This window comes from Bradyrhizobium sp. WYCCWR 12699, from assembly GCF_032144035.1.
Classification (GTDB): Bacteria; Pseudomonadota; Alphaproteobacteria; order Rhizobiales; family Xanthobacteraceae; genus Bradyrhizobium.
On sequence record NZ_JAVTJN010000030.1, the window covers coordinates 284,992 to 299,066 of the forward strand.

At 65.0% G+C, this 14,075-nt stretch carries 13 protein-coding genes; 2 read left to right on the forward strand and 11 right to left on the reverse strand.

Annotated elements, in window-relative coordinates; translation table 11 throughout:
* Nucleotides 1–16: 16 nt before the first annotated feature.
* The 6 genes from RPS27_RS12200 to RPS27_RS12225 all read right to left on the reverse strand — a co-directional run bounded on the left by RPS27_RS12200 (nt 17) and on the right by RPS27_RS12225 (nt 5,222).
* Entirely contained in the window at nt 17–1,075 is a 1,059-nt protein-coding gene (locus RPS27_RS12200; RefSeq protein WP_194404877.1) for a lysylphosphatidylglycerol synthase domain-containing protein, read from the reverse strand.
* 425 nt (nt 1,076–1,500) lie between these two features.
* Nucleotides 1,501–1,932: a GNAT family N-acetyltransferase gene (locus RPS27_RS12205; protein WP_212065075.1), complete on the reverse strand. Its 432-nt coding sequence runs from the start codon at nt 1,930–1,932 to the stop codon at nt 1,501–1,503.
* Between the two features lie 11 nt (nt 1,933–1,943).
* The gene (locus RPS27_RS12210) at nt 1,944–2,849 is read right to left on the reverse strand and encodes a haloalkane dehalogenase (RefSeq protein ID WP_212065074.1); all 906 of its coding nucleotides are present in this window, start codon (nt 2,847–2,849) and stop codon (nt 1,944–1,946) included.
* A complete protein-coding gene (locus RPS27_RS12215) occupies nt 2,846–3,436 on the reverse strand; it encodes a TetR/AcrR family transcriptional regulator (protein ID WP_211415542.1) in 591 nt (196 codons plus the stop codon). Before RPS27_RS12215 ends, RPS27_RS12210 begins: the two co-directional genes overlap by 4 nt.
* 92 nt (nt 3,437–3,528) lie before the next feature.
* Entirely contained in the window at nt 3,529–3,825 is a 297-nt protein-coding gene (locus RPS27_RS12220) for a hypothetical protein (protein WP_194404881.1), read from the reverse strand.
* A 2-nt stretch (nt 3,826–3,827) separates the two neighbouring features.
* Nucleotides 3,828–5,222, reverse strand: a complete 1,395-nt coding sequence (locus tag RPS27_RS12225; RefSeq protein WP_211415541.1) for an OmpA family protein — start codon at nt 5,220–5,222, stop codon at nt 3,828–3,830.
* Nucleotides 5,223–5,386: 164 nt separating this feature from the next.
* On the opposite strand from RPS27_RS12225, the gene RPS27_RS12230 reads away from it, so the two are divergent.
* Complete coding sequence (locus tag RPS27_RS12230; RefSeq protein WP_212065073.1) at nt 5,387–6,445, forward strand: polysaccharide deacetylase family protein; 1,059 nt, start codon at nt 5,387–5,389, stop codon at nt 6,443–6,445.
* 252 nt (nt 6,446–6,697) lie between these two features.
* Nucleotides 6,698–7,498, forward strand: a complete 801-nt coding sequence (locus RPS27_RS12235) for an SDR family NAD(P)-dependent oxidoreductase (protein WP_212065072.1) — start codon at nt 6,698–6,700, stop codon at nt 7,496–7,498.
* A gap of 76 nt (nt 7,499–7,574) precedes the next feature.
* Here RPS27_RS12235 and boxB read toward each other — a convergent pair whose 3' ends face one another.
* The 5 genes from boxB to RPS27_RS12260 form a co-directional block, all read right to left on the reverse strand.
* Entirely contained in the window at nt 7,575–9,026 is a 1,452-nt protein-coding gene (gene boxB / locus RPS27_RS12240) for a benzoyl-CoA 2,3-epoxidase subunit BoxB (RefSeq protein WP_212065071.1), read from the reverse strand.
* A 150-nt stretch (nt 9,027–9,176) separates the two neighbouring features.
* Complete coding sequence (gene boxC / locus RPS27_RS12245) at nt 9,177–10,865, reverse strand: 2,3-epoxybenzoyl-CoA dihydrolase (RefSeq protein WP_212065070.1); 1,689 nt, start codon at nt 10,863–10,865, stop codon at nt 9,177–9,179.
* Between the two features lie 118 nt (nt 10,866–10,983).
* Entirely contained in the window at nt 10,984–11,508 is a 525-nt protein-coding gene (locus RPS27_RS12250; RefSeq protein WP_212065069.1) for a DUF309 domain-containing protein, read from the reverse strand.
* 18 nt (nt 11,509–11,526) lie between these two features.
* Nucleotides 11,527–12,345, reverse strand: a complete 819-nt coding sequence (locus RPS27_RS12255) for an alpha/beta fold hydrolase (protein ID WP_212065068.1) — start codon at nt 12,343–12,345, stop codon at nt 11,527–11,529.
* A 95-nt stretch (nt 12,346–12,440) separates the two neighbouring features.
* Nucleotides 12,441–13,982 carry a benzoate-CoA ligase family protein gene (locus RPS27_RS12260; RefSeq protein ID WP_212065067.1) on the reverse strand — a complete coding sequence of 514 codons (1,542 nt, stop codon included), beginning with the start codon at nt 13,980–13,982 and terminating at the stop codon, nt 12,441–12,443.
* Nucleotides 13,983–14,075: the final 93 nt, after the last annotated feature.

Sequence of the window (14,075 nt, forward strand, 5' to 3'; positions counted from 1 at the left end):
GTCCTGGACTCTGGTCCTAAGATTTGGCGCCGTCGCTACGCTCTCTCACGTAAGCGGCTTCACGCGCCGGACCGGGGTCGAGCTTGAGCGCCGCCTGCTGCAGGCGCTTCGATCGTGCGCCGATGATAACTTCGCGAAACGTCAGCAAGATTACAGAGATGACGAAGGGCGAGAGATAATAGAGGACGCGGAACAGCAGCATGCCGCCAAGCAGCTCCTCGCGGTCCATCTGCCAGAGGCCGACCAGCATGGCGGCGTCGAACACGCCGAGCCCGCCGGGCGAATGGCTGGCGAAGCCGAGCAGGGTGGCCGAGACGAAGATCACCGCGACCACCACGAAGCCGAGATTGGGCTCGTCCGGGACCAGCACGTACATTGCGAGCGCGCAGAAGCCGAGATCGATGATGCCGATCGCGATCTGCAGCAGTGTCAGTGGGCCGCCCGGCAGCACCACGGTCCAGGGCCCGCGGCCGACCACGCGCGGCTGGGTCCAGACCCAGACCACGTAGCCGACCAGCCCCGCGATGATCGCCAGCGCCAGCGTCCGGTTCAGCCATGGCGGCAGCTGATCGATCGAGGCGGCGGCCTCGGGATGATAGGAGATGCCGAGGCCGAGCACGGCAGCATTGCCGAGCCAGAAGGTCAGGCCGGCGAGGAAGCAGATCTTGGCGACGTCGATCGCGTTCAGCCCGTAGGCCGAATAGATGCGATAGCGCACCGCGCCGCCGGTGAAGACGGACGCGCCGACATTGTGGCCGATGGAATAGCTGGTGAAGGCCGCAAGCGCGTTGATGCGATAGGGCACATGGGCGTGGCCGATCGCGCGCACGGCGAACAGATCGTAGAAGGTCAGCGTGAAATAGCCCGCGGCGACGAACAGCGCCGCCATCGCAATCTGGCTCGGCTCGGTGCTCTTGATCGCTTCGAGGACCTCGTTGAAATCGATGCCGCGCAGCATGTGGTAGAGCACATAGCAAGCGATGCCGATGACCGCGACGCTGATCACAACGCCAAGCTTATGCAGGATTTGCTTCTCGCGCAGAAACGATATCGCCCTGCGTATGGCTTCCAGCATCTAGACCTCGAACAACGCTTCAGCGGCCAGAACGGCCGGCGGACAGGACGGCGCACAGGCACACGACGACCCCTCGCCGCCGGCTCCGGCATCGCGCATGCCCCCCGCCCCTCCACTAGCGCGTTTTCGGGCGGAGTGGAATTCGCCAATTCGAACAAAAACACGTGCCTTCAATATTTTAGGCAGGGTTATGGGCTCCTGATGCACGGTTTGGCGCCTTCGGCGGCAAGGCTTGACGCGAATCTCCCTGGCAATCCTGCGCAGACGCCATGAAGTTTTGATGATTTCGGCCGCACATTGTTCCGTCACGCCTTAAGCCGAAATCAATCTATGGACGGCGCCCCCCTGTTGAAAGAGGGGGCAATCCCGGCCTCGTTCACGGGTTGTCCGATGCGCCGGAAGGTCGCGGCCTCCCGTGCCCAGCCTCAAGGCGCGGTCAAATAGCCGCGGCCATGGGCTGCGGCCTGATCCTCGAAGATCGCCATGGCCGTGGTCATCCGCCTGAAGCCCAGGCGTTCGTAAAACCCCTCCTTGCCCGGCACGGCATAGAGGATGATCTTGCGATGGCCGCGGCAATGCGCAAGCAGACGCTCGATGATGTCGCGGCCGAGACCCCGCCCCTGAAAGTCCGGGTGCACGGCGATATCACAGAGATAGGCGCAGTCGCGGCCGTCGGCCAGCACGCGCCCTGCGGCTACGAGGCGGCCACCCTCCCTGGCGAAGGCGCGAAAGATGCTGTTGCCGAACACCAGCGCAAGATCGCCCGGCTTCTTGTTGCCGAGCGGGGCAATGCGATAGAGCTCGGAGAGCTCGTCCCAGTCGATCCCGGCGAGGTCGTCAGCCCAGACAATCGACATCAAGTCCTCCGTCAGGCCGCAAGCTGGGGACGTACTGCTTCGATGCCGGCGATCCAGCCGGCAATTGAGCGGCCGATCGCGTCGGGGTGATCCTCCTGGAGGTAGTGCCGACCGGGCCCGAGGCGGACGAGCGCGCAGTGCTGCAGCGAGGCTGCGAACGTCTCGGCAAATCTTGGAGCGACGACGGCCCCCGGCTCGCCTGCGAACAGCAGCTTCGGATATGTGGACGTTTTCAGCGACGCATGCGCCGATTGCAGCGCCTGACCGACATCGGCGGGCTCGCCGGCGATCGGCAATTCCCGAGGGAACGCAAGCACGGGACGGCGGCTCTCCGGCGTCGGAAACGGCGTGCGGTACGGCGCCATCTCGTCTTCGCTCAATGTGCGCATGATGCCGCCGGGCAGCACGCGTTCGACGAAGGCGTTGGCCTCCAGGATCATGGCCTCGCCCTCGCCCGGCGTCCTGAATTTGCGGAACGTCTCGCGCGCGGCATCGACCTGGTGGAAATCCTGCCAGGTCGGCATCGGCCGGATGAACTCCATGAAGGCGAGGCCGCGCACGAAGGCCGGCCGGCGCGCGGCGAGATGAAATGCCAGCGCCGTGCCCCAATCCTGCGCAATGAGATAGGCCGAGGCGATGCCGAGCTGCTCGATCAGCGCGTCGAGATAACGAACGTGGTCGAAGAAGCGGTAGGCGATATCGGGCTTGCCGGACTGGCCGAAGCCGATCAGGTCGGGCGCGATGCAACGCGCCACGGGGGACACCAACGGCAGGATGTTTCGCCAGATATGCGACGATGTCGGATTGCCGTGAAGGAAGAGCGCGACCGGCGCGTCCTTCGGGCCCGCCTCACGATATGCCATCGTGCTCCCCAGCACGGCGACGGTGCGGATCTGGATCTCGGCTTGCTGGCTCATGTCGACTCCTTGAAGACGGTTTTGAAGGCGATGGTCTTGAAACGCTCGAGCGCCTGGGGCGTGCGGTCGACCTTCATGCGCAGGATCGCGCCCTGCCAGGAGGCGAGCAGGAAGTCGGCAAGCTCCTCAGGCTCGAATTCGGAAGCGATCTCGCCGCTGCGCTGCGCCTCGCTGATGCAGGCCGCGAAGGGCAGGCGCCACTCGGCAAATATCTCGGAAAGACGGGTGCGCAGTATCTCGCTGCTGCCGGCCGCCTCGAGGCTGAGATCGCCGATCAGGCAGCCGCGGCCAAAACCGTCGGCCTCGAGCCGTCCGGTGATGATGTCGAGATAGCGCTTGAGCCGCGCCCGCGGCGTCAGCGAGGCGTCATCCAGAGCCTCCGCCACCAATCCCTTCGTGATCTCGAAATAGCGATCCAGCACCTCCGAGGCGAACGCCTCCTTGGAGCGAAAATGATTGGTGAAGGAGCCCTGCGGGGCACCCGCCGCTGCGGTGACATCACGCACGCTGGTGCCGTGATAGCCGGTCCGGAACATGACCTTGAGGCCGGCGTCGAGGATGGCGTCTTTCAGCGAAGGCTTGGGCATGACGAAATAATACGTACGTACGTATTATTGTCAAGCGCGGTCTTTCGCGTGCTTCGTGGCGTGCCGATCGGAGGGCGAACCTGGGGCGGCGGTTAGCCGGCCCGCATGCTGCGCGCCACCACGCGGTCGCGCAGCCAGGCGCCGATGGTGCAGCCGACGAGGTAGCAGGCGAACATGATCAGGCCGAGGTCGAGCCAATAGCCGAAGCGGCCGGGGACGACATGGGCGAGCGAAGCCGCGACCAGGGCCGCGGCGAGCGCGGCGAGCCAGCGCGCGGTCACCTTCGATGTGCCGTTGCCGCGCTGGACCACCGAGATCCAGCCCATGCAGAAGCCGAGCAGCACCGAGCCGATTAGCCAACCCAGATGGAACGAGACGAGATAGGGCATCGTCACCTCACCAGAAATTCGATGCGGCGGTTCTGCGCCTTGCCGTCGTCGGTGTCGTTGCCGGCAACGGGCTGCGTGCTGCCATGGCCGACCGCGGTGAAGCGGCTGGCGGGCAGGCCGGCCTTGACCAGATAGTCGATCACCGCCTGCGCGCGCTTCTCCGAGAGAGCCCGGTTGAAGCCGTCCTCGCCATCCGCATCGGTGTGTCCGGCGACCTCGACATTCGTTGTGGGGCAGCGCAGCGCCGTCTCGATCAGATGATCGAGGATGGCGGCGGAATCCGGATCGATGTCGGCACGCTTGGGCGCGAAGCGGATCTTGCCCTTGGCCAGCAGGTCCGTGAACAATTGCTGGCACACGGTGCCGTCGACCGGCCCTGCCGCGGGCTTCACGGTGATCTCCGGCTTGTATTGCCAGTTCTTCGGGAAGTCCTTGCCGAGGCCTGCACGAATGTCGTTGGCGGCCCCCTCGTAGAGGGCATCGCCCGACAGCTTCACCTCGCGATCGGACACAACGAGCGTGCCGGTCGACAGTCGTGACAGCGCGCCGAGCGCTGCGACCACGGCGGTGTTGAACGAGCCGGGCGCGCCGAGGCTGGCCTTGAGATTGTCGACGACCTTTTCGGTGAAGAATTTTCGCGCGGCACTGGTCGCGATCGCCGCGTGGATGGTGTTGTCGGGGACGTAGCCGGTCAACGTCACGGTTGCGGCGACCGGGTCCTTGTAGGCCTGGAAGATGTAGGGCGGCGCCTTGACGTCGTTGGCGGCGACAGAGAAGCCCTCGGGCAGGTTCTTCAGCGCGGCTGCGATCGCTTCACGGCCGCCGAGCTCGCGCGCCATGCCCGACAGATTGACCTTGGTGTCGGTGATCGTGATCTTGCCGTCCTTGAGCTTGCCGATCTGGTCCAGTAGCAGCATCGCGGCCGCTTCGAAGCGCGGCGGCGCGCCGCGCGCCAGGCCCATCTGGTCGGCCACCTCGGCGCCGCCGACCTCCTTGCGGGCTGCCTCGGTCAGTCGGCCCTTGATCGCCGGCAGGGGCGCGGAGCCCGACAGCGTCACCCGCACCACGTCGCGCTCGGCGTTCCAGACGAACGGCTGGGCTTCGGGAACAAGGCGAGTCCGGTCGTCGACCAGGCGCACGCCGGGGACGGTTTCGACCGCCGTCACGGCATCGCGGCGCCCCTCCTCGGAGAAGGCGTCGGCGACCAGGCTGACGTCGCGACCGTCGACCGCGATCCGGGTCTTGTCCAGAACGGTCCCTTTCAGCGCGGCCGAGCTGCGGGCCGAGAGGTCGGCTTCGACCGGTAAGGTATTATTCCAGGCCGCAAATCCCCACATGACGGCCAGGGGAATCAACCCCGGCCACCATTTGCTGGCCCACCTGAAAAGCTTCTGCATTCGACGACCCGAACTCTGGAAACGGAGACAAAACAAACCCTTGGCAGGCTGTCAAACCGGAAATGGCGCCCTGCCGGGGGCACGGGTCGGACAATCGGAATAACTTTTTCTTCAAGGGTTCTTCCGTAAGTTGAAAGCGGAATGCCAGAGTCCGCCAGCCGGTCATGAAACAACTGCGTAACAACGTCATCCGCGCCGGGCTGGGAGCACTTTACTTCAGCGGGGCGCACCACCTCTTGCGCCCGCTTTTGTCGGGCGTCGGCGCTATTTTCATGCTGCACCACGTGCGGCCGGCCAGCGAGGCCGCGTTCCAGCCGAACCGGCATCTCGAGGTCACCCCCGAATTCCTGCGCGCGACGCTGTGCCATTTGCGCTCGCGCGACATCGACATCGTCACCATGGACGAGCTGCATGAGCGGCTGGTGCAGGGCCGGTTCGACCGCCGCTTCGCCGCCTTCACCTTCGACGACGGCTATCGCGACAATCTGGACCATGGGCTGCCCGTGCTGCGCGAATTCAACGCACCGCTGACGGTCTATGTCGCGAGCGATTTTGCCGAAGGGACCGGACGGCTGTGGTGGGAGGCGCTGGAGGCCGTGATCGCCAAGGCCGAGCAGATCGACGTCAAGATCGGCCATTCTGCACTGCGGCTCGATGCGACGACGCCCGCGGCCAAGCAGGCCGCGTACGACCGCCTGCACGACTGGCTGCGCGCGCTGCCGGGCGAGCATGACCTCAAGCGAGAGATCGAGGCGCTCTGCACGGCATACGGCGTCGACATGGCCGCGCTGTGCCGCAGCCTCTGCCTGTCCTGGACCGAGCTGAAGACATTTGCAGCCGATCCGCTGGTCACGATCGGCGCGCATAGCGTCAGCCATTGCAATCTCGCCAAGCAGGCGGAAGACATCGCCGCACAGGAGCTGGCCACCAGCCGCGCGCGGATCGAAGAGGCGCTCGAGCGCCCCGTGCTGCATCTCGCTTATCCCTATGGTGACCGCGAGGCCGCGGGCACGCGCGAATTCGGCCTGGCCGCGACGGCCGGCTTCAAGACCGCGGTGACGACGCGGCCCGGCATGCTGTTCGCCGAAAATGCCGGCCAGATGACGGCGCTGCCGCGCGTCTCGCTCAACGGCAACTACCAGGACGCTCGCATCCTGCCGGTGCTGACCTCGGGCGCCGCGACCGCGATGTGGAACGGCTTCCGCCGCATCGCGGCGGCGTAGGCGCGCTCCAATCCCCCGCCGTCGTCCCTGCGAAAGCAGGGACCCATACCGCGGAATTTATCGATCTCGGTTGGTCGCAGTCCCGATCGACGAATCTTCGCAAACTGCTCCCTGGGGTTATGGGTCCCCGCGTGCGCGGGGACGACATCGAGTGAGTCGAAGCGCCTTCCCGCCACACTCGCATATCATCAGCCCCTTCCTTGACTCCCCTCTCCTCCCCGCCCAAAACAGCGCCAAACCAAGGGAGGCCTCATGTTCAACGACCTATTTTCGCTCAAAGGCCGCGTCGCGCTGGTGACCGGCGGCTCGCGCGGCATCGGCAAGATGATCGCGGCGGGATTTCTCAGCGCCGGCGCCGCAAAGGTCTACATCACCGCGCGCAAGGCCGGACCGTGCGAGGCGACCGCAAAGGAGCTCACCGCGCAATATGACGGCGAATGCATCGCGTTGCCGATCGACATCTCCACCATCGAGGGCTGCGAGAGGCTCGCCTCCGAGATCATCAAGCTGGAGCCGAAGCTCGACATCCTCGTCAACAATGCGGGCGCGGCCTGGGGCGCGGAATTCGACGAATTCCCCGAAAGCGGCTGGGACAAGGTGATGGACCTCAACGTCAAGTCGCTGTTCTTCCTGACCAAGGCGCTGGCGAAGCCGCTGCGCGCGGCCGCAAGCGCGGAACGTCCGGCGAAGGTGATCAATATTGCCTCGGTCGACGGCATCTTCGTCAATCCGAGCGAGACCTATTCCTACGCCGCCAGCAAGGCCGCGGTGATCCATTTGACGCGGCGCATGGCGACCAAGCTGATCAAGGACAACATCAACGTCACCGCGATCGCGCCGGGCGCCTTCAAGTCGGACATGAACCGCGCCGCGCGCGACCATGCCGACGAAGTCGCCAAGCGCATCCCGGCGCGGCGCATCGGAAGCGACGAGGACATGGCGGGGGTGGCGATCTATCTCGCCTCGCGCGCCGGCGATTACGTGGTCGGCAACACCATCGCGGTCGACGGCGGCGTGGTGTATGCGAATGCGGGGCTGGAGATCGCGGGGTAGGCTTGAATGCGAATGGCGAGTAGCGAATAGACACTCGTTCTCTATTCGCTACTCGCCATTCACCATTCGCCGCTCCTCACGACTCGATCTTCACGTACTCGAAATCGCCCGGCTTGTTGTCGATGCCGACTTTCGGCGGCGAGATCCAGGAGGCGTACTTGCCTTGCTCGGTGACGGGCTGCATCAGCGAGGTGATGAAGTCGCCGTCGGCGGTCGAGGGCAGCCACTCGTCCTTGCGCTTGGCCCAGGTGGCGTCGTCGATCAAAATGCCGTCGGGCGTCGCATGCACGTCCTTGAACTCGCCGATGTGGCGGTGGAAGGCGACGTTGGGCAGCTTGAGCTGGAACTGATACCCCGAGGTCGAGATCACCTTGTTCCAGCGCAGCATGCCCTTGACGCAGTCCTGGCTGTAATCGTCGCGCAGGCGCATGTTGAGCGCGGTCAGCGCGGGCTCGTCGACCAGCTTGATCTCGCCGTCGATCAGCTTGAGCACCGGATAGGTGGAGTTCTTGAGCTGATGATCGTCTTCGATCTGGGTCTCGTGATAGCGGCCCTTGATGCCGGCGTTGAAGGCATTGGCCGCGTTGGTCGAGACTTCCGAGCCGAAGAGATCGAGCGACAGCGTGTAGTGCAGGTTCAGCTTCTTCTGGATGGTCGGCAGGTCGATCACCCCGAGCGCGCGAACCTTCGCGATGTCGGTGGGATCGGTGATGCCGGCCTCGCGCATCGCATCGCACGTGCGCTGCACGACGCGGGTGATGCCGGTCTCGCCGACGAACATGTGGTGCGCTTCTTCGGTCAGCATGAAGCGGCAGGTGCGCGACAGCGGATCGAAGCCGGACTGCGCCAGCGAATGCAGCTGCATCTTGCCGTCGCGGTCGGTGAAGTAGGTGAACATGAAGAAGGACAGCCAGTCCGGCGTCGCCTCGTTGAAGGCGCCCAGCATGCGCGGCGCGTCGGCGTCGCCGGAGCGACGACGCAAGAGATCATCGGCTTCTTCGCGGCCGTCGCGGCCGAAATATTTCTGCAGCAGATAGACCATCGCCCAGAGATGGCGGCCTTCCTCGACGTTGACCTGGAACAGATTGCGCATGTCGTAGAGCGAGGGCGCGGTCTTGCCGAGATGGCGCTGCTGCTCGACCGAAGCCGGCTCGGTGTCGCCCTGGATCACGATCAGGCGGCGCAGCATGGCGCGATGCTCGCCCGGGACCTCCTGCCAGGCCGGCTCGCCATAATGCTCGCCGAAGGGAACGACGCGGTTCTCTTCCTGCGGCGCAAGCAGAATGCCCCAGCGATATTCGGGCATGCGGACATAGTCGAACTTGGCCCAACCGCGCGGATCGACCGAATACGCGGTGCGCAAGTAAACCAGCGATTCCTGGAAGCCTTCCGGCCCCATGTCGCTCCACCAGTCCATGTAGCCGGGATGCCAGCCTTCCAGCGCTTTGAGCACCTGGCGGTCTTCGGCGAGATTGACGTTGTTGGGAATCTTGGTCGAGTAGTCGACGTTCATGATGTTCATGTTCATGGCCGTGCTCCTTGATCGGTCTCGTGTCCCGGACGCAGTGTGGCGCGAAGTGCCGCACTGCTGAGCCGGGACCTATTGTCTGGTCCGCTATGGGTCCCGGTTCTGCGCAGCGTCACTTTGTGCCGCAGCGCGCCCGGGACACGAAGGTCGTTACACCCGCGTCATATCGAATTTCGGCTTCTGGCCGCTGCCGTAGCGGCGCAGCGCGCCTTCCTCGCCGACCGCGTTGGGGCGCTGGAAGATCCAGTTCTGCCACGCCGTGAGGCGCGCGAAGATCTTTGATTCCATGGTCTCGGGGCCGACGAAGCGCAGGCTTGCTTCCATGCCGGTGAGGCTGTCGGGCGAGAAGCTGGCGCGCTCCTCCAGGAACACGCGGACCTCGTCGTCCCAGTCGATGTCGTCGAGCGCGAAGGTGACGAGGCCGAGCTCCTCGGCCTGTTCGGCGTCGAGGCTGGTGCCGAGCGTGGCTTCCGCGCGCTCGACGTCGGACGGATCGGCCTGGAAGCGCGATTGCAGCCGCGTCAGGCCATGGCTCATCGGATAGGGGCCGAAATTCATCGCGGAGAGCTCGATCGACGGCGGCGGACGGTTGTCGCCCTGGCGCGTGCCGATCAGCATGTAGGAGCGGTCGGCGGCGAAGACGAGCTCGGCGAGCGTGCCGGCAAAGCAGGAGCCCGGCTCGACCAGCGTCACCAGCGTGCGCGAGGTGACGTCGATGCGCTTGAGCACGCGCTTCCAGTAGTGCCTGATCTCGTTGACCAGCCAGTGCGCCTTGTTGGCTTCGAGGAAGGCATCGGCTGCGAGCACATGAGCGCGGTCGCCATGGCTCTTGAACACCAGCATGGCGATCTCGAGCTCGTTGATGCGCAGATGCAGGATGGCATCGTCGAGCTCGCGCGCCACTTGCAGCGGCCAGAACGAGGCGCCCTGCGCCATCATGCCGTCGATGTCGGCGGGCGGCGCGGCTTCGGAGGCCTTGATCGAGACGGTGGCGATGCGGGCGGCGCGGTCGATGTCGACGGTGACGAAGCCGTAACGGATGCTGTTTTCGTCAATGACGCGCTTGAGCGGCGTCAACGCGATACCCTTGCCGCTGCCCTTGCGCTTGGATTGGCCCGCGAATTCCCTGGCACGCTCGGCGATCCTGGCCTCGAGCTTGGAGTTCGGCGCGATCTCGTCGACGAGGCGCCACTGCACGGCGCGCTTGCCCTTCACGCCTTCCTCGATGGTGCAGAAGAAGTCGGCGTGGTCGCGACGCACCTTGCGCTTGTCGACGACGCGGGTGAGACCGCCGGTGCCCGGCAGCACCGCGAGCAGCGGCACCTCGGGCAGCGCGACGGCAGAGGCGCCGTCGTCGGCGAGAATGATGTGGTCGGTCGCGAGCGCCAGCTCATAGCCGCCACCGGCGGCGGAGCCGTTCACCACGGTGATGAAGCGCTGGCCGGAATTCTCGGACGAATCTTCCATGCCGTTGCGGGTCTCGTTGGTGAACTTGCAGAAGTTCACCTTGTGGGCATGCGTGGAGCCCGCGAGCATGCGGATGTTGGCGCCGGCGCAGAACACGCGGTTCTTGGCCGAGCGCATCACCACGACCTTCACCTCGGGATGCTCGAAGCGCAGGCGCTGGACCACGTCCGCCAGCTCGATGTCGACGCCGAGGTCATAAGAGTTGAGCTTGAGCAGATAGCCTTCGAACAGGCCGCCATTCTCGTCGACGTCCATGGTCAGCGTCGCGACGTCGCCATCGACCGCCAGCTTCCAGTGCTTGTAGCGGGACGGTTCAGTCTGGAAATCGATGAATGTCGCGCCGCCTGCGAGGCGCCGATCTTCCCCGGCCATGGGTCATCCCTGAGCTTGATTATGCATTTTCGCCGTAGCGTTAGATGCACAATAGTGCATCTTTTCGGTCGCGTCTAGCCCTTAACGGGACTCACATGCATTTTGTTTCATGGAGGGTTTAAGACCGCACGGTCGCTCCGAGTGCGATCCAATCCGCCTTGGAGAGGCTTGGACGGTCGAGCTTGGCCGCCAGCTGCGCGATCAGCGCCACGACCGGAAAACTCTCGACGAAGCCGTCGCCGCCCGTGGCCGCCTTGCGCGAGTTCAAGCTGCGCAGCTCCGTCAGCGCATCGCCGAACAGGCGTGCCGCCGAACGCGACTTCTGCATGCGCAGCCGCAAATTCGCGTTGGCGATGTGGATGCAGGCGCGCAGCAGAACGCGCTCGCGGCCGCCTTGGGGCGCCGCGGCCCACACCGCCTCGAGCACCTCCTGCGCCTCCCAGAAATAGCCGCGGTCGTTGAGCGCGAGGCCGTAGCGCAGCGCCGGATGCCGCGCCGGCACGTGGCCGCGGAAGGCCGACGGCACCAGCGCCTTGGCCATGTCCAGCGTCTCGGAATCGGCATCGGACGCGCCGGGCTCGCCCGGCACATGGGCCCATTGCGGCCATGGCAACGGACCGGTCACATGTGAAGGCACATTCATGGATGTGCCTCCGCATGGTCATGCGGCGTGCACCTGAAGTCCCTGATCGTCGCGCAGGGCCGCTTTTGCAAATTGCTCAATCGCGTCAAGCGTCGCCCCCGGCGCTTCACGATGCGGGGAATGGCCCGCCTCTGAAATGACTTTAATATCGACCGGACAATAGCACTCTTCCCGGGCGATTTCGAGCTGGCGCAATGTCCCATATTGGTCGTTCGCGCCCTGCAGGATCAGGACGGGGACGCGGATATAGGCGAGGTATTCGGAGATGTCCCAACCGCGGAATTCCGGATCGAGCCAGGCGCCGTTCCAGCCGTAGAAGGCGTTGTCGACGTCCTTGTGCCAGCGCGCCAGTTTCGCCCTGAGGTCGGTGGTCTCGAACGTCGTCTTGATCGCCGCGATGGATGTCACCGAGACGTCCTCGACGATGAAATGCGGTGCGATCAGCGCGACGCCCTGAAGGCGGTGATCCTGGTGTGAACCGGCATAGATCGCCGCGATCGAGGCGCCGTCGGAATGGCCGAGCAGAAGGCCGCGCTTGAAGCCGATTGCGTCGAGCACTTTCGGCAACACGTCGAGCGCCTCGCGCTGCATGTAATCGAGCGGCCGCGGCAGCGTGACCTTGCTCGACTGGCCATAGCCCGCGCGCGAATAGGCGAAGATGCCGGCGCCGGTGGCTTGCTGAAGTCTTTCCGGGAAATCGCCCCAGAGCCCGACCGAGCCGAGGCCTTCATGCAGCATGACGATGGTGGGTGCATCCGCGGCTTGCGGCGCGAGCCATTTATATTCGAGGCTGGCGCCGTCGATGCTGAGGAAGCCGGTGGGGGAAAGGTTGGTCATGGCGTCACTCTTCTTCGCAATGAGCAGAAGGCGCTTCGGCGCACTCAGTCGTCCAGCGGAGTTTGCGGTGACCGCCCGACATGGCATCTGCGATTTCAATTCGCCCCTTCGCGCAGCTTGAACCGCTGGATCTTGCCCGTCGCCGTCTTCGGCAAGGACTCCACCACGTCGATCCAGCGCGGATATTTCCAGGGGCCGATCTTCTGCTTGACGTGCTCCTTGAGCATCTCCTGCAGCTCTGCCGTCGGCGCGCCGGGGCGCAGCACGACGAAGGCTTTCGGCTTCAACAGGCCTTCCGGATCGGCTTCCGGCACCACAGCCGCTTCCAGCACGGCGGGATGGGTGATCAGCGCGCTCTCGACCTCGAACGGCGAGACCCAGATGCCGGAGACCTTGAACATGTCGTCGGCGCGGCCGCAGAAGGTGTAGCGGCCGTCGGCGTCGCGGACATATTTGTCGCCGGTGCGAGTCCAGGGTCCCTCGAACGTGCGGCGGCTCTTGTGGCGCTGATTCCAGTAGCCCTCGCCGGCGGAGGGCGCATCGACCAGGAGCTCGCCGACCTCGCCGTCGGCGACGTTCTGCCCGGCTTCATTGACCAGCCGCACCGCATAGCCCGGCACCGGCTTGCCGGAGGAGCCGTATTTGATGTCGCCGGGCGCGTTCGAGAGAAAGATGTGCAAGAGCTCGGTCGAGCCGACACCGTCGAGAATGTCGACGCCGAAGCGCTTCTTCCAGCTGTGGCCGACCGATTCCGGCAGCGCCTCGCCGGCGGAGGTGCAGATGCGCAGCGCCTTGCCGCCACGCTCGCTCTTCATGGTCTCGTCGTTGAGCATCGCCGCGAACAAGGTCGGCACGCCGTAGAAGATCGAGGGGTTGTAGCGGTTCATCAGATCGAACATGCGCGCCGGCGTCGGCCGCTCGCTGTTGAGGATCACGCTGGCGCCGACCGACATCGGGAAGGTCAGCGCATTGCCGAGCCCATAGGCGAAAAACAACTTCGCCGCGGAGAGACACACATCGCTCTCGCGGATGCCGAGCACCTGTTTTGCGTAGGTGTCGGCGGTCGCCTGCAGATTGGAATGGATGTGGCGCACGCCCTTGGGCATGCCGGTCGAGCCCGACGAGTAGAGCCAGAATGCCGGCTCGTCCGGATGCGTCGCGGCCGTGGTGAACTGATCGCTCTCGCCCGCGATCTCTTCCACGAGCTGCTTGTGGCCGTTCTGCTTGGCGCCGGAGACCACGACATGCTCGAGATCGGGCATGCGGCCGACCACGTCCTTGATGACGGGGTAGAGCGCCTCGGAGACGAACAGCACGCGGGCGCGGCAGTCGGCGAGGATGTAGGCGTATTGATCCGCCGTCAGCAGCGTGTTCAGCGGCACCGGCACGATGCCGGCGCGGATCGCACCCAGGAACACGACCGGAAAGTCGACCGTATCCAGCATGATCATCGCCACGCGCTCCTCGCGGCGGACGCCGAGCCGGCGCAGCATGCTGGCGGCGCGGCAGGTCTGCTGCTGGAGCTCGCCATAGGTGAGCCGCGAGACGGTGTCGTCGAAGGCCAGCTTGTCGCCCCGGCCTTCGGCGACGTTACGGTCGAGCAGCCAGGTCACCGCGTTGTAGGATCCCTCGCTCACGGACTTCTCCCCCGAATTTAGAATTATAATTCATAGAAAGACACCGCAGCGGCTTGCTGTCAATGCTAGCAGGCATTATGTTTCATTAAATTG